At 71.9% G+C, this 16,018-nt stretch carries 14 protein-coding genes; 8 read left to right on the forward strand and 6 right to left on the reverse strand.

Annotated features, from left to right (window positions below; translation table 11 throughout):
- Positions 1–32 precede the first annotated feature (32 nt).
- Positions 33–1,685: a DNA repair helicase XPB gene (locus tag ACFQ2V_RS04505; protein WP_386051141.1), complete on the forward strand. Its 1,653-nt coding sequence runs from the start codon at positions 33–35 to the stop codon at positions 1,683–1,685.
- A gap of 54 nt (positions 1,686–1,739) precedes the next feature.
- Here the strand turns inward: ACFQ2V_RS04505 and ACFQ2V_RS04510 are convergent, their stop codons facing one another.
- On the reverse strand, positions 1,740–2,507 hold the full coding sequence (locus tag ACFQ2V_RS04510) for a sulfite exporter TauE/SafE family protein (protein ID WP_386051143.1): 768 nt from the start codon (positions 2,505–2,507) through the stop codon (positions 1,740–1,742).
- A 115-nt stretch (positions 2,508–2,622) separates the two neighbouring features.
- Complete coding sequence (locus ACFQ2V_RS04515) at positions 2,623–3,291, reverse strand: hypothetical protein (protein WP_386051145.1); 669 nt, start codon at positions 3,289–3,291, stop codon at positions 2,623–2,625.
- A gap of 144 nt (positions 3,292–3,435) precedes the next feature.
- Here ACFQ2V_RS04515 and ACFQ2V_RS04520 point away from each other — a divergent pair, with 144 nt between their 5' ends.
- From ACFQ2V_RS04520 to ACFQ2V_RS04545, 6 genes are all read left to right on the forward strand, one after another.
- Positions 3,436–4,158: a response regulator transcription factor gene (locus ACFQ2V_RS04520; RefSeq protein ID WP_386051147.1), complete on the forward strand. Its 723-nt coding sequence runs from the start codon at positions 3,436–3,438 to the stop codon at positions 4,156–4,158.
- Positions 4,159–4,171: 13 nt separating this feature from the next.
- Positions 4,172–5,695 carry a sensor histidine kinase gene (locus ACFQ2V_RS04525; protein WP_386051149.1) on the forward strand — a complete coding sequence of 508 codons (1,524 nt, stop codon included), beginning with the start codon at positions 4,172–4,174 and terminating at the stop codon, positions 5,693–5,695.
- A gap of 68 nt (positions 5,696–5,763) precedes the next feature.
- Positions 5,764–7,050: a S1C family serine protease gene (locus tag ACFQ2V_RS04530; RefSeq protein WP_386051151.1), complete on the forward strand. Its 1,287-nt coding sequence runs from the start codon at positions 5,764–5,766 to the stop codon at positions 7,048–7,050.
- Positions 7,051–7,274: 224 nt separating this feature from the next.
- Positions 7,275–8,795, forward strand: coding sequence for an SDR family NAD(P)-dependent oxidoreductase (locus tag ACFQ2V_RS04535; protein WP_386051153.1), 1,521 nt, complete (start codon positions 7,275–7,277; stop codon positions 8,793–8,795).
- A 183-nt stretch (positions 8,796–8,978) separates the two neighbouring features.
- Positions 8,979–9,380, forward strand: coding sequence for a VOC family protein (locus tag ACFQ2V_RS04540; protein WP_386051155.1), 402 nt, complete (start codon positions 8,979–8,981; stop codon positions 9,378–9,380).
- Between the two features lie 49 nt (positions 9,381–9,429).
- On the forward strand, positions 9,430–10,242 hold the full coding sequence (locus ACFQ2V_RS04545; RefSeq protein ID WP_386051156.1) for a nucleotidyltransferase domain-containing protein: 813 nt from the start codon (positions 9,430–9,432) through the stop codon (positions 10,240–10,242).
- A gap of 55 nt (positions 10,243–10,297) precedes the next feature.
- On the opposite strand, the gene ACFQ2V_RS04550 is transcribed toward ACFQ2V_RS04545, so the two are convergent.
- The 4 genes from ACFQ2V_RS04550 to htpX form a co-directional block, all read right to left on the reverse strand.
- Positions 10,298–10,843, reverse strand: a complete 546-nt coding sequence (locus ACFQ2V_RS04550) for a GNAT family N-acetyltransferase (protein WP_386051158.1) — start codon at positions 10,841–10,843, stop codon at positions 10,298–10,300.
- Positions 10,840–11,724, reverse strand: coding sequence for a hypothetical protein (locus ACFQ2V_RS04555; RefSeq protein WP_386051160.1), 885 nt, complete (start codon positions 11,722–11,724; stop codon positions 10,840–10,842). The genes ACFQ2V_RS04550 and ACFQ2V_RS04555 overlap by 4 nt, the downstream gene beginning before the upstream one ends.
- A gap of 11 nt (positions 11,725–11,735) precedes the next feature.
- Entirely contained in the window at positions 11,736–14,234 is a 2,499-nt protein-coding gene (pepN, locus tag ACFQ2V_RS04560; RefSeq protein ID WP_386051162.1) for an aminopeptidase N, read from the reverse strand.
- An 80-nt stretch (positions 14,235–14,314) separates the two neighbouring features.
- Positions 14,315–15,190: a zinc metalloprotease HtpX gene (gene htpX / locus ACFQ2V_RS04565; RefSeq protein ID WP_386051164.1), complete on the reverse strand. Its 876-nt coding sequence runs from the start codon at positions 15,188–15,190 to the stop codon at positions 14,315–14,317.
- A gap of 185 nt (positions 15,191–15,375) precedes the next feature.
- Here htpX and ACFQ2V_RS04570 point away from each other — a divergent pair, with 185 nt between their 5' ends.
- A complete protein-coding gene (locus tag ACFQ2V_RS04570) occupies positions 15,376–15,963 on the forward strand; it encodes a hypothetical protein (protein WP_386051166.1) in 588 nt (195 codons plus the stop codon).
- Positions 15,964–16,018: the final 55 nt, after the last annotated feature.

A 16,018-nucleotide genomic window follows, 5' to 3' on the forward strand; every position in this document is an offset into this window, starting at 1 on the left:
CATCGAACGGACAGCGGGGTTGTGCACAGACGATGAATGACGGACCCCTGATCGTCCAGAGCGACAAGACCCTCCTGCTCGAGGTCGAGCACCCGCGCGCCGAGGAGGCGCGCCGTGCGATCGCGCCCTTCGCCGAGCTCGAGCGCGCCCCCGAGCACGTGCACACCTACCGGATCACTCCCCTCGGCCTGTGGAACGCCCGGGCCGCGGGTCACGACGCCGAGCAGGTCGTCGACGCCCTGATGACGTTCAGCAGGTATGCCGTCCCGCACGCCCTGCTCGTCGACGTGGCCGACACGATGGACCGTTACGGCCGCCTGACCCTCGAGAAGGAGGGCTTCGCCGACTCGGAGGACGGCACCCGGCTCGTGCTGCGCACGACAGACCGCCCGGTGCTCGAGGAGGTGCTGCGGCACAAGAAGATCAAGCCGCTCACAGGCGAGCGCATCGACGACCTCGCCGTCACCGTGCACCCCAGCGAGCGCGGCACGCTCAAGCAGGAGCTGCTCAAGGTCGGCTGGCCCGCCGAGGACCTCGCCGGCTACGTCGACGGCGAGGCGCACCCGATCGGCCTGCAGCAGGACGGCTGGTCGCTGCGGCCCTACCAGCAGCACGCCGTCGACGGCTTCTGGCACGGCGGCTCCGGCGTCGTCGTGCTGCCCTGCGGCGCCGGCAAGACGCTCGTCGGTGCGGGTGCGATGGCGGCGGCGAAGGCGACCACCCTCATCCTCGTCACGAACACGGTCAGCGCGCGACAGTGGAAGGACGAGCTGCTGCGCCGGACCACCCTGACCGAGGACGAGATCGGCGAGTACTCCGGCGCCCGCAAGGAGATCCGCCCCGTCACCATCGCGACCTACCAGGTGCTGACGACGAAGCGGAAGGGCGCCTACGCCCACCTCGACCTGCTCGACGCGCGCGACTGGGGACTCGTCGTCTACGACGAGGTGCACCTGCTCCCGGCGCCGATCTTCCGCATGACCGCCGACCTGCAGGCCCGCCGCCGTCTGGGCCTCACCGCCACCCTGGTGCGCGAGGACGGCCGTGAGGCCGACGTCTTCAGCCTCATCGGCCCGAAGCGCTTCGACGCCCCGTGGAAGGACATCGAGGCCCAGGGCTACATCGCTCCCGCGGACTGCGTGGAGGTGCGGGTGACGCTCCCCGAGGGCCAGCGCATGGCGTATGCCGTCAGCGAGCCCGACGAGCGCTACCGCCTCGCGTCGTGCACCGACGCGAAGCTCGGCGTCATCGAGAAGCTCGCCGCCAGGCACCCGGGCGAGCCGACGCTCGTCATCGGCCAGTACCTCGACCAGCTGCACGAGGTGGCCGAGCGGCTCGGTGCCGACGTGATCACGGGCGAGACCACCGTCAAGGAGCGCCAGCGGCTCTACGACGCGTTCCGCTCCGGTGAGATCAGCACCCTCGTGGTGAGCAAGGTCGCCAACTTCTCCATCGACCTGCCCGAGGCGAGCGTCGCGATCCAGATCAGCGGCACGTTCGGGTCGCGGCAGGAGGAGGCGCAGCGCCTCGGCCGCGTGCTGCGTCCCAAGGGCGACGGGCGCACGGCGCACTTCTACACGATCGTCAGCCGCGACACCGTCGACGCCGACTTCGCTGCGCACCGTCAGCGCTTCCTCGCCGAGCAGGGGTACGCGTACCGGATCGTCGACGCGGACGACCTCTGAACCCGCGGCGTCGGGGTGCTTCCGGCGACATCGGGCCCGGTCCGAAAGGGCCGGTCAGGCCCGGAGCGCCTCGGCGCCCACGACCACGGCGAGCACCGCCAGGAACAGCGCGAACGCGCGCAGCAGCACCGGGCCGCCCGCGCGACAGGAGACCCGGCTGCCGAGCCACGTGCCGGCGCCGGTCCCCAGCGCGAAGGTCACGACGAGGTCCCACGGCACCTGGCCCACGCCGCCGCCGAGCACCCGGGTCACCAGGGCGGCCGACGCGTTGACGGCGATGACCACGAGGCTCGTCGAGGTCGCCACGACAGCCGGCAGCCGCATGACGACCGCGAGCGCGGGCACGGTGACGAAACCGCCGCCCACGCCGAAGAACCCGGTCAGCGCACCCACCCCGAAGGCGGTGGGCACGAGCTGGGTCAGCGACACCTCACCGGCGCCCTCCCCGCGTGCCTCCGGCCGACGGGCGTGCAGCCACGTGAGCACACCGACGACGGCGAGCAGCACGGCGAAACCGGCCAAGAGCACTCGGGGGTCGAGGAGCACCGACCACCTCGAGCCGAGGACCGACCCGCCGAGGCCGAGGCCACCGAAGACCAGACCCGTGCGCCAGTCGACCCGGCCGGTGCCACGGAGGCCGACGAGCCCGACGACGGCTCCGAAGAGCACCACGACCAGCGAGACCGTCGTCGCCTCGCGCACCTGCTGGTGGAGCAGGTAGACGAGCACCGGCACCGAGACGACGGCGCCCCCGCCGCCGAGCGCGCCCATCACCAGCCCGACGAGCAGGCCGAGCAGGGGCGCCAGCAGCAGGACGGTCATCGGCGCTCACGCTAGGACACCCTGATCTCCCACCCCGCCGACGGGTGATCGTGCCGGTCACGACGCAGGGCCCCACCCGACTGGATGAGGCCCTGCGTGACACCTGCGGCGGGGGTCAGTCGTCACCGCCGTGGTCGTCACCGCCCTGGTCGCGCCCCTGTCGGTCGTCGCTGCGGCCGCTGTCGTGGGAGGAGCCGTCGCCGCCCCGGTGGTCGGCCTCCTCGGCCTGCTCCTGGTCGTCGGCATCCTCGCCCTGGTCGTCGGCGTCCTCGCCCTGGTCGTCCGCCGTGTCGGAGGCATCGTCGGAGGCCTCACCGGCGTCGTAGCCCCGGTCGGCGGCGTCGTCGCCCTGGTCGTGGGCGCTGTCGCCGCGCTCGGGCGCGTCGTCGGCGTGCTCCACCGGCTCGGCCGGCTCGGCGGGGTCGGCGGCGTCGTCGTCCGAGGCCGCCTCGAGGGCAGCGCGGGCCGCCCGCTGCTGGGCTGCCCGCACCTCGGCGGCTCGCTCGGCGGCCGCCCGGGCCTGCACGGCCCTGCTGACATCGGCGGCGATGGCCGCCGTGAGCTGCGTCAGCTCCCGGCCCCGTGCCGTGGCCAGCGCAGCGGCGCCCGACCCGAACGCGTCGAAGGCCGGTGCCGCCGCGCTCTGGGCCGATGGCGCCGTGCCGAGAGCGACCGGATGCTGTGGCGTCGCCCCGGCGGCGGGTGCGAACGCCGAAGCACCGACACCACAGGTGACGACGACTGCGCCGGTGGCGAGGAGGGACGTGATCCTGCTGCGATTCATGCGGTTCTCCTGCGTCGAACCCCCCGAGGGATCGTCTGTCCAGTTTGTCCCTTTCCCGAGGTTTGCGCCATCGTTCGGCACTTCTTCGCCATGATCCGAGCGGACTTCCAGCCAACTCCCAGCAAACCTGCCGACACTGGCACCGTGGACACCCAGACAGCACCCGCGCCGGAGGCACGCCTGCTCGTCGTCGAGGACGAGCCGAACATCCGTGAGCTGCTCGCGACGTCGTTGCGTTTTGCCGGTTTCGAGGTCGAGACGGCGGGCGACGGCACCACCGCGCTCGCGATGGCCGCGGAGTCCGAGCCCGACCTCGTCGTGCTCGACGTCATGCTCCCCGACGTGGACGGCTTCGAGGTGACCCGTCGACTGCGCGACCGCGGTCGCCAGCAGCCGATCGTCTTCGTCACGGCCCGCGACGCCACGGGCGACAAGATCCAGGGACTCACCGTGGGCGGCGACGACTACGTGACGAAGCCGTTCAGCCTCGAGGAGGTCATCGCCCGCATCCGCGCGGTGCTGCGCCGCACCCGGGGCCAGGTCGACGACGGCGCGACCCTGAGGTTCCACGACCTCGAGCTCAACGAGGACTCCCACGAGGTACGCCGAGGTGGCCGGGTCGTCGACCTGTCCCCCACCGAGTTCAAGCTGCTGCGCTACCTGCTGCTCAACCCCAACCGGGTCCTGTCGAAGCTGCAGATCCTCGACCACGTCTGGGACTACGACTTCCGTGGCGAGTCCGGCATCGTCGAGTCCTACATCTCGTACCTGCGCCGCAAGATCGACGCCGACGGACCGTCACTCATCCACACCAAGCGCGGCGTGGGTTACGTTCTGCGAGTGCCTCCCGAGCTGACCACACCCTGACGCGGAGCCCGACGTGACGTCACGGACGGCCTCCTCGCCAGCGACCGCCCGGCGGTCCCTGCCGCGTCGGCTGGGCGCGGTGCCGCTGCGCTGGAGGCTGCTCGGCGTCACGCTCGGCCTCATCGCCGTGGCGCTCGCCATCACCTCGATCGTCGTCGGCGCGCTCCTGCGCGCCTACCTGCTCAGCCAGACGGAGCAGGAGCTCGAGGTCTACTCGACGAGCCTCGCCTCGGTCGAGCTCTCCGAGCTCGTGCAGCTGACCGGCTCCCGCCTGCCGACCAACTTCACCGCCCGCGTGGTCGACCTCTCGACCGGCAGGGTCGAGTCGCTCGGCGAGGCCGTGCTCGTCGAGGCGGCCAAGGCCGACATCCCCACCCCACGCGCCACCGACCCGAACGTGGTCACCGGGTCGACGTTCCAGGTCGGCTCCGAGAGCGGCGAGGGCCAGTGGGTCGTGCTCGCGAGGCTCAACGACGACCGCACCGCGATCGTCGTCGTCGCCCTGCCCGTGAAGCCGCTCGACGCCACCGTCACCCAGTTCCTCCTGTATGCCGCCGGCATCGGCGCGATCGCGCTGCTCGCCACGGCGCTGCTCGGCTGGTTCCTCGTGCGACGCACGTTCCGGCCGCTCACCCGCATCGAGGACACTGCGGCCAAGATCGCCGTCGGTGACCTCACCCAGCGCATCGAGGTCCCCGACAGCGACGACGAGGTCGCCTCCCTGTCGCGGTCGCTCAACGCGATGCTCGCCCGCATCGAGCAGAGCTTCGCCGTGCGCGAGGCCAACGAGGCCAAGATGCGCCGCTTCATCGCGGACGCGTCGCACGAGCTGCGCACGCCCCTCGCGGCCGTCGGCGGCTACGCCGAGCTCTACCGCCAGGGCGCGCTGCCGACCGCCGACGCCGTCACCGGCGCGATGGGCCGCATCGAGTCCGAGGCCACCCGGATGAGCGGCCTCGTCGAGGACCTGCTCACCCTGGCCCGGCTCGACGGTGAACGCCCCCTCGAGCTCCAGCCCGTCGACCTCGCCGTGCTCGCGGCCGACGCGGCGCAGGACGCCCGCACCATCGCGCCCGGCAGGCACATCGTCGCCACCGGCATCAACGGCCCCATCGAGCCCACCGAGCTGCGCGCCGACGAGCAGCAGCTGCGCCAGGTGGTCACGAACCTCGTCACCAACGCCCGCGTGCACACCCCCGACGGCACCCCGATCGAGATCCTCGTCGGCCGGGTCGACGTGGGTCACGTCGCGCTCCACGTGCGCGACCACGGTGCCGGCATCCCGGAGCAGGACCGCCAGAACGTCTTCGAGCGCTTCTACCGCGCGGACTGGTCGCGCAGCCGCGGCAAGGGCGGCGGCAACGGCCTCGGGCTCGCCATCGTGCAGGCCATCGTCGCGGCGCACGGCGGGGACGTACGCGTGCAGGAGACCGCGGGCGGAGGGGCCACCGTCGTCGTGGAGCTGCCGCGACGGCTCGGCCCGGAGAGTGATGCGGTCGGGTCCCGCACGGGGCGTCAAGGCACAGCCGATTCTTAGGAACGGCACAACGCGGTCCAAAGCTGGGTAGATGTCATGGAGGCAACAGCCCAGATCGAGGAGGAGCCATGACCCTGGCACCCGAGGACCGCACGCAGCAGATCCCGCAGGCCGACTACTACAGCCAGGCCGCGCCCACCGCTCCCCCGGCGCCGCCCTCCACGCCCACGCCGCCGCTCGGTGAGGGCAGTCGTCCCGCCCCGAAGCGTGACCGTCGTCTCGGCCAGACGGTGGGCGTCGCCCTCCTGGCCGCCGTGCTCGCCAGCGGCGGCACGTACGCCGTCACCCAGCTCGACGGCCAGGGCACCTCCACGACCACGACGCCCACGGCGACGACCAGCTCGAACCAGAACTCGTCGCCGACGGTCGTGCAGGGCAACGCGACCGCGCCCGACTGGGGCGCCGTCGCGGCGGCCGTCGCGCCCAGCGTCGTCAGCATCGACGTCACGACCCAGCAGAGCTCGGGTGCCGGCTCGGGCGTCGTGTTCGACAAGAGCGGGCACATCCTAACGAACAACCACGTCGTCGAGGGCGCCGGCAGCAACGGGTCGATCACCGTCACGCTCAGCGACGGCCGCACCTACGACGCCGCCGTGGTCGGCACCGACCCCTCGACCGACCTGGCCGTCATCAAGCTGACGAACGCGCCGAGCGACCTCACCCCCATCACCCTCGGCGACTCCGAGGCCCTCAAGGTCGGCGACCCGACCATGGCTGTCGGCAACCCGCTGGGCCTGTCGGGCACCGTGACCACAGGCATCGTCTCGGCCCTCAACCGGCCCGTCAGCACCGGCACGTCGAGCCAGTCGCCGTTCGGCCAGCAGTCCTCGGGCAACGAGGTCGTCACCAACGCGATCCAGACGTCGGCGGCGATCAACCCCGGCAACTCCGGCGGTGCCCTCGTCAACGCCAAGGGCGAGCTCATCGGGATCAACTCCTCGATCGCCTCGCTCGGCCAGGGACAGGGCAGCCAGAGCGGCAACATCGGCATCGGCTTCGCCATCCCGGTCAAGGAGGCCAAGTCGATCGCCGACCAGCTCATCAGGAGCGGCAAGGCGCAGCACGCCTTCCTCGGCGTGAGCACCCGCGACACGGTCGTCACCGACGGCTCCGCCAAGCGTGCCGGAGCCCAGGTCGTGTCCGTGAGCAACGGCACTCCCGCGGCGAACGCCGGCATCAGGACCAGCGACGTCATCATCGCCGTCGACGGCCAGCGCGTCGACTCCGCGACCGCCCTCGTGGGCCAGATCCGCGAGATGACGGCCGGCGAGAAGACGAAGCTGACGATCATCCGCGGCGGCTCCCGCCAGGACGTCGAGGTCACGCTCGCCGTCAAGCCGGACAGCACGAGCTGACCGTTCCCCGATCCTTGCGCCGGGGACGTGCGGGGGTGTCCACCGCCCCCACGTGACCCCGGGCGAGGCCAACCATCCCGGCGGGTACGCCGTCGGGCCGCCTCCGTCGCCAGCCACCACGCTCCCGGTGGCTGGCGACGATGCCGTCCGGGACCGTGCGGTCGGCTGCCGGCGCCGGAGCCGGCGATTCGGGAAGCACCCGGCCCCACGCGTACCCTTGCGCGGTGAGTGAGACCGAGACCGAGCTGGACCCCGCTGCCGTCGTGCGCCTCGACCCCGAGGACGTCGCGACCGCCGTTCGGGTGCTCGCCCTCGCGCCGTCGCTCGATCTCGACGACCCGGACTTCGAGACGCTGAAGCGCGCGGCGAGCCTGATGTACAAGCGGCTCAAGAAGGACCGGCGCAACGCGAAGACGTGGGCCGAGCGCAAGGCCGATCGCCAGGTCATCGCGTCGACGGCCACCGGGTCGCCGATGCGCATCGACGACGAGACCAAGGGAATCCCTTTGGTGTCCAATGTTTCTGGCGCCTTCGCGGGCGAGCTGGTCAACCCGCGCGGCTGCTACATCTGCAAGCGGGACTACACGCTCGTCGACGCGTTCTACCACTGGCTGTGCCCCGACTGCGCCGCGCGCAGCCACGCCAAGCGCGACCAGCGCACCGACCTCAGCGGCAAGCGCGCGCTGCTCACCGGCGGTCGGGCGAAGATCGGCATGTACATCGCGCTGCGACTGCTGCGCGACGGCGCCCACACGACGATCACGACGCGCTTCCCGAAGGACGCGACGCGCCGGTTCGCCTCGATGGACGACTCGGCCGACTGGATCCACCGGCTCAAGGTCGTCGGCATCGACCTGCGCGACCCCACCCAGGTGGTCGCCCTCGCCGACGAGGTCGCTTCCGCAGGGCCCCTCGACATCCTCATCAACAATGCCGCCCAGACCGTGCGCCGCTCGCCCGGGGCGTACGGCAACCTCGTCGAGCTCGAGTCGGCGCCGCTGCCCGACGGGCTGGCTCTGCCCGAGATGGTGACGTTCGACCGCATCAGCGAGGCCCACCCCGCCTCGATCGCCGGCGCGCTGGAGACCCACGCGGTCGCCCACCACGACGGCGAGACCGTCGAGCACGCGGTCGCGGCCCACACGGCCGCGTCGATGACGGCCCTCGCGCTCGAGGCGGGTCACGCGAGCCTGGAGGCGCACCTGGCCGGCACCGCCGTCGACGCCGGCGGCCTGCTGCCCGACCTCCAGCGCAACAACTCGTGGACGCAGAAGGTCGAGGAGGTCGACCCGCTCGAGCTGCTCGAGGTGCAGCTGTGCAACTCGACCGCGCCGTTCATCCTCGTCTCGCGGCTGCGCCCGGCGATGCGGGCCGCCATCGCGGCTGGTGCCCGACGCGCGTACGTCGTCAACGTGTCGGCGATGGAGGGGCAGTTCTCGCGTCGCTACAAGGGACCGGGGCACCCGCACACCAACATGGCCAAGGCGGCGCTCAACATGCTGACCCGCACGAGCGCCGGCGAGATGTTCGAGTCCGACCGCATCCTCATGACGGCCGTCGACACGGGCTGGATCACCGACGAGCGCCCGCACGACGAGAAGCTGCGCATCGCGGCCGAGGGCTGGCACGCGCCGCTCGACCTCGTCGACGGGGCAGCGCGCGTCTACGACCCGATCGTGCGCGGCGAGGCCGGCGAGGACCTCTACGGCTGCTTCGTCAAGGACTACGAGCCGAGCCCGTGGTGACGCCGGGGGCGCACGGCGGCTGAGGACGCCTGCTGCGACGCAACCGCACAGCCGCGGCCCGCGGTTCGGAATCCAAGACGGGACGAAGTCGCACCCGATGGGTACAGGCTGACCAGGGCGTCGGGTCAAAGAGCGGCCCGGCGCCCGCAAACCGTGGACGCCGGACGGCGTAACGTCCGGGTCATGATCACCGCCGTGCACAACCTCGTCTACTCCGACGACGCCGCAGCCACCCGCGCGTTCTTCCGTGACGTGCTGCGGTGGCCGTTCGTCAGCGACGACGCCACCAGTCCGCACGCGGCCGGGGCCGATGCCTGGCTCATCTTCGGCACCGGTCCCAGCGAGGTCGGGGTGCACCCCACCCGAGGGCCCGAGGGCTCGGACTGGAGCGCACCGCGGCACCACGCGATCTCGCTGATGTGCGACGACCTCCCCGCGACCATGGCAGACCTCGCCTCGCGGGGCGCGGTCTTCACCACGGAGCCTGCAGACCACAGGTACGGCCTCGTCGTCATGATGGCGGTGCCCGGGGCCGACGACATCCAGCTCTACGAGCCACGGCACGCCACGGCATACGACCGCTGACCGCGACGCCTCCACGCCTGCCGGGCACGACCCCGGCAGGATGGGCCCTGTGCGCCGACTGACCCACGACCTCGACCCGGACGTCGTCCGACAGATCGACGCGCGCCTCGCCGGGGTCGCCGAGGAGCACCGGGTCGCCGTCCCGTGGGCGATCGAGAGCGGGAGCCGTGCCTGGGGCTTCCCGTCGCCAGACAGCGACTACGACTGCAGGTTCTTCTTCGTGCGGCCGCGCGACGACTACCTCGACCCGTGGCCACCGCGCGACGTCATCGAGACACCGCTCGACCCGGTGCTCGACGTCAACGGCTGGGACCTCGTCAAGGCGGTGCGCCTCGTGGCGAACGGCAACGCCACGGTGAGCGAGTGGCTGCGCTCCCCCATCGTCTACAGCGGCGATGCCGACTTCCGCGACGCCCTCCAGGTCGTGTGCGACTCGCTCCTCGACCTGCAGCTCGTCGGCCGGCACTACCTCCACGTCGGCGAGGGCCAGTGGGCCCGCAGCGGCGCACCCGACGGCGGGGACGTCGTGCTCAAGCGTGTCTTCTACGCCCTGCGTCCCGCGGCGGCGCTGCACTGGATGGCCGTCCACGGTTCGGCGACACCCCCGATGAACCTCGGAGACCTCTTCGCCGCCGCGTCACCGCCCGCGCAGGTCGTCGAGGCCGTCGACCGCATGGTCGCCGCCAAGGCGGTGACTCGTGAGCTCGGCACGGGCCGCGTCGACCCAGCCGTGGCCGAGTGGGTCACGGGCCAGTTCGCCGAGGCGGCAGAGCGCTACGACCAGCCGGCCTCCACGCGCTCGGCGCGCCGCGAGGCCGCGGCTGCCTTCCGCGACCTCGTCGAGGCCTGGTCGCCGCGCTGACCTGACGCGCTGCCGCCGCGCTGCCGCCCCACTGCCCCGGCGGCCGGCCGGCCCGTCACTCGCCGTCAGGCGGAGCCAGGTCCTTGGCGTACCAGACCTCGGCGTACGGACCGTCGCTGAACGCCGGGACCTCGACGTAGCCGTGACGCAGGTAGAGGGCCCGGGCCTCCACGAGGTCGAGCCGGGTGTCGAGCCGCACCGTGGACACGCCCCAGACGCGAACGATCTCCTCCGCGCACAGCAGCAGCGCCGTCGCGAGCCCTGCCCCGCGGTGTTCCGGCCGCACGTACATCCGGCGCAGCTCGGCCACCCGACGCCCGCCGTCGTCTCGCAGCCGTCGCAGCCCCACGCAGCCGCCGAGCGCGGCTGGGTCGTCGGGGCGCCGGGCCACGACGAACTCGCCCGTCGGGGGCGCCAGGTCGTCGCTGCGCATCCGGGGGAAGCCGTGCTCGACCTCCTCCGGCGTGGAGTCGCGCCCGTGCCGGAGCCGGTACCACCGGTCGCTTACGTCGACGTAGTAGTCGCGCAGCAGCGCCTCGCAGGCCTCGGTGCCCACGTCGGCCAGCTCGATGACCCAGGGGCCGGCTCCGGCGCCGGTCATGTCGCGGACGGGTCGGGCCCGTGCGGTGGCTCGTGCGGTGGCTCGTGCGGTGGATCTGGCGTTGTCCCGGGCGATGGCCCGGACCGCGCCAGGCCGTCGGCGATGACCTCGCGCATCAGGGCGACGAGGTCACGGCGCCTGCGGTCGGGCTCGGCGGCATACGTCGACGGGTCGTCGGGACGTTCGCGCACCCGCAACGCCTCCTCGAGGATCTCCCGATGGGCCGGGTAGGCCCCGATGGCCCAGCGGCCCGCGCCCGACTTGGACGTCGGTGTGCCGGTGACGAGCAGGTGCACGAGACGCGGAGCCCCCAGCGCGCCCCACTCCGCGGCCTGGGGCAGGGCCGCCTCGCGCGGGTGGTGCTCCATCGCCTCGAGCTGCGAACGCCAGTAGGTGTCGAGGTTGTCGCGGGTCGCCCGGCGCAGCGCCTCGTCGTCGCTCCAGACCGTGAGGTCACCAAGAGGCTTGCCGCGCAACGTGACTGCGTGGTCGCGCAGCTCTCGCCAGGTGATGTGCGTGACGTCGGCGTGGGTGCCGACGTCGAACCAGCCGTGCAGCACGCCAGGCACGTCGGGCACCAGGTCGGGACTGCCGGCGAGGTCGGCGGCGAGGACGTAGAAGCCGTCGTACGCGGGCGCCGGCCACTGCTTGTCGATGTCGGCGTGCACCTTGCGGAGCACCTCGTGGTCGGCCTCGGTGGGGCGCCGGCTGGTCACCGCGACGAAGTCGACGTCGCTGCCGCCGTGGAACTCGCCGTCGAAGCCGATGGAGCCGTGCAGGTGGAGCGCGTCCAGCAGTCCGGGCAGCCGCTCGTCGAGGAGCCCAGCGTGGGCGTCGCACAGCGCGACGACCCTCGGGGGCAGGTCGGCGAGAGTGGGCACCGCCACGACGGTCAGACCGCCGCGCCGAAGGTCGCCCGCGACGCGAGGGCCTCACGCAGCTCGGCGTCGGCGTCGACGAGCGAACGACGCACGGCCGGCGTGAGGTCGTCGCGCGAGATGGCCCGCGCGCTGAGCCGCGCCGTCTCGTCGGTGAACACCTTCGGGAACGCGACGAGGACGACGCGCGAGAGGGCGTCCTCGCCGACCCAGCCGGACATCGCGGGCACGTCGGTGAAGTAGCGCGACACGTAGTCGGCGACGAGGTCGTCGTCGGGCGCAGCCCAGAAGCCGCGCGCGAGGTGGATCATCTCGTAGTTGGAGCGGCCCTCACGGCCGGTGAGCTGCTGCCAGGCCCAGGCCTTGGCGTCGGCCTCGGGCAGGCTGGCCCGGCACATGAGCGCGTTGAGGCTGCCCTGCAGCGTGTCGTCCTTGGCCCTGAAGGCCTCGATCTCGTCGGCGCCGACGAGGCCCCGCGAGGCGAGGTTGCGCACGACGATCCAGCGGAAGTCGCCGTCCTCCTCGAGACCGGCGGGCAGGCCGTGGCCGTCGGCCCAGGCGCGCAGGAGCACGGCGTCGTCGCTCGTGCCGGCGACCAGGCGGGCGGCCGCCAGCGACTCCGTGGTGCCCGCGCCGGACCGCTCGAGCAGGCCGGAGCCGGCGCGGTTCAACCGGTCGAGGGCGTCGTCCTGCGCGGGCCGGGGCACGAACCAGGGCACGACACGGTGCTCGGCGTAGGCCGCGACCCGGGTCAGGATCGAGGAGTTGGACTCGTGTGGCCACGAGGCGTCGAAGACGTCGAGGAACGTGTCGGGAGACACCGTGGCGCCGTGCACGCCGTCGATGAGCGCCGACCACACGACCGCCCGGGCCTGGGCGTCGGGCACCTGCGCGAGCTGCGACGGCAGGGCCGCCACCGTCGAGTCGGAGAGGCGCACCCGCGCCCACGTCAGGTCGGACGCGTTGGGCACCACGACAGCCGGCTCCGGGGTCCCCTCCAGCCCGGCGAGCGTCGTCTCGGGCCCGGTGACGGTCACGGACGCGCGGGCGACCTCGCGGCCGTCGGTCCAGCCGGCGACGTCGAAGGCGTGCGGCCGGTCGGCGGGACGGTCCGCGGGCGACTCGCGCCGCACGACGGCGGACTCGACGACCCCGCCCTGCTCCTCCAGGTCGACGGAGAGCGTGTCGCGGTCGGCCGTCAGCAGCCAGGCGCGCGACCACGCCTCGAGGTCCTTGCCGCTCGCCGTCTCGATGGCGCCGAGGAAGTCGGCCAGCGTGCCGTTGCCGTAGGACTTGTCGGTCAGGTACGCGCGGACGCCGGCGATGAACGGGTCGTCGCCGACGTACGCGATGAGCTGGCGCAGCGTGGCCGCGCCCTTGGCGTACGAGATGCCGTCGAAGTTCTGCAGCGCGCTCTGGGCGTCGAGCGCCTCGACACCCGCGACGGGGTGGGTGGACGGTGACCGCTCGGCGCCGTAGCCCCAGACCTTGCGCACGATCGAGGAGTCGACCCAGGCGTCGGTGTACTCGGTCGCGTCGACGAGGGCCCGGTGCGACATGTACTCGGCGAACGACTCGTTGAGCCAGAGGTCGTCCCACCACCTCATCGTGACGATGTCGCCGAACCACATGTGCGACATCTCGTGGCTCACCGTGTTGGCGCGCGTGAGCAGCTCGTCACGGGTGGCCGCGCCGCGGTAGAGGTACTGGTCGCGGAACGTGACGCAGCCCGGGTTCTCCATCGCGCCCGCGTTGAACTCGGGCACGAACACCTGGTGGTACTCGCCGAAGGGGTAGCGGATGCCGAACAGCCCGTGGAAGTAGTCGAAGGACCGCTTCGTCACGTCGAAGAGCTCGGCCGCGTGGCGCTCGAGCGGCTCGCGCAGCGAGGCCCGGGCGTGGATGCCGAGCGGTATGCCGTCGTGCTCGTCGCGGACGGAGACGTAGGGGCCGGCGCAGACCGTCACGAAGTACGTCGCGAGCGGTTTCGTCGTCGCGAGGACCCACGTGCCGGGGGCCGTACGCGTCGCGGCGCCGTTGCCGATCACCGTCCAGTCGAGGGGGGCGCGCACCGTGACGTCGTAGGGGGCCTTGAGGTCGGGCTGGTCGAAGCAGGCGAAGACGCTCGGCGCGGCGTCGAGGAACAGGTGGCCGTAGACGTAGTCGAGGTCGTCGGCAGGGTCGGTGGCCCGGTGCAGCCCCTGACCGTCGTGGCTGTAGGCCATGGTCGCAGCGACGACGAGCTCGTTGTCGGCCGCGAGCCCGCTCAGCGCCAGGCGCCCGTCGGAGACGCGGTCGGGGTCGATCGGCTCACCGTTGAGCGAGACGGTCTCGACCGAGTGCGCCTTGAGGTCGACCCAGGTCTCGGCGCCGGGCTCGGCGCAGGTGAACCGCGCCGTCGTGTGCGAGCCGAAGACCTCGGCCCCCTGGTCCAGGTCGAGCTCGACGGCGTACGAGGTGATGGTGATCAGCGAGGATCGCTCGCGGGCTTCGGCCAGGGTGAGACTGCGCATAGGGGCGAGCCTGCCAGATCGGCAGGCTCCCCGTCGCACTGGTTGCGTGCCCGTTCCGGGACGCACCTCCGGTGCCCTTGTCAGCGCCGGTGGGGCCCACCCGCCATGTTCTCGAGCCGCGCGATGCGCTGCTCCATCGGCGGGTGCGTCGAGAGGAAGCGCGTGACGTCCTGGGCCCTGAAGGGGCTGGCGATCATCATGTGGCTCGCGTTGACGATGTCCTGCTGCGGTGCCAGCGGAGCCCTCGCGACGCCCGACTCGAGCTTGCGCAGCGCGGAGGCGAGGGCGAGGGGGTCACCGGTGAGCTTCGCGCCGTCCTCGTCGGCGTCGTACTCGCGGGTGCGGCTGATCGCCATCTGGATCATCATCGCGGCCATGGGCGCGAGCAGGCTCATCGCCAGGAGCGCGATGGGGTTGGGGCGGTCGTCGTCGGAGCTGCCGCCGCCGAACATGCTCGTGAACATGAGCATCTGGCCGATGGAGGTGATGACGCCGGCGATCGCGGCCGCGACCGAGCTGGTGAGGATGTCGCGGTTGTAGACGTGCATCAGCTCGTGACCGAGCACGCCGCGCAGCTCTCGCTCGTCGAGGAGGCCGAGGATGCCCTCGGTGCAGCAGACTGCGGCGTTCTGCGGGTTGCGTCCCGTCGCGAAGGCGTTGGGCGCCTGGGTGGGGCTGATGTAGAGCCGCGGCATGGGCTTGCCTGCGGCAGTGGAGAGCTCGCGCACGATGCGATACATGACCGGCGCCTGCGCCTCGCTCACCGGGTAGGCGTGCATGGCGCGGATGGCGAGCTTGTCGCTGTTCCAGTAGCCGTAGAAGGTCGTCGCGACACCGATGAGCGCGAAGAGCCAGATGAACCGCCCACCGCCGACGAGCGCGCCGATGCCGAGCAGCAGGGCCCAGATGCCGCCGAAGAGGGCAGCGGTCTTGAGCCCGTTGAAGTGGTTGTGCATGCCGGTTGAACGAGCGGTCGGGGACAACTGTTCCCAGCCGGGACCCAGACAGGAGCCGGCGGCAAGGAGCCCGCGAGAGGCTGTGACGCACATCTCTGTCGTTTGGCCTTTCAACTACTACATATAGTAGTAGTTTGGAGGTGACGGGAGGACCGACACCCCCCCACCGACGAAAGAAGAGAGCGATGCGCAAGACACTCGACCAGCTGATCTCCTGGACCGGCCTCATCCTCGCGGCCGTCCTCCTGGTCGCCGGAGGCCTCCTGACCTACGCGAGCAGCTTCGTCTCGAGCAACGTCGAGCAGCAGCTCAGCCAGCAGGACATCACGATGCCCGCGGCGGCAGCCCTGCAGACCCAGGACCAGAAGGACGCGCTCCTGCAGTACGCCGGGCAGAAGATGACCACGGGAGAGCAGGCCAAGGCCTTCGCCGACCACTACATCCTCGTCCACATGAACACCGCCTCCGAGAACCGCACCTACGAGGAGGTCTCGGGCGAGTTCATGGCCCTGTCGAAGAACCCGAACGCCGACCAGGCCAAGCTCGCCGAGCTCGGCCAGCTGCGCCAGACCCTCTTCATGGGCAACACGCTCCGTGGCCTGCTCCTCAACGCCTATGCCTTCGGCACCATGGGCACGATCGCCCTCTACGCCGGCGTCGGCGCCTTCGTCGGGGCAGCGATCTTCCTGGTGCTGGGCCTGCTCGGCCTGCGGCACGCGAGGACGGTGGCCGGCTTCCCGGCCGTGGCACAGCGGGTCCCCGCGACCGCCTGACTCTCCTGGGGGAGAACGAAGGGGCCGTCCAGGTGCGGGCGGCCCCTTCGCCCGT

The sequence above is a fragment of the Terrabacter terrigena genome, from assembly GCF_042676085.1.
Lineage (GTDB): Bacteria > Actinomycetota > Actinomycetes > Actinomycetales > Dermatophilaceae > Terrabacter > Terrabacter terrigena.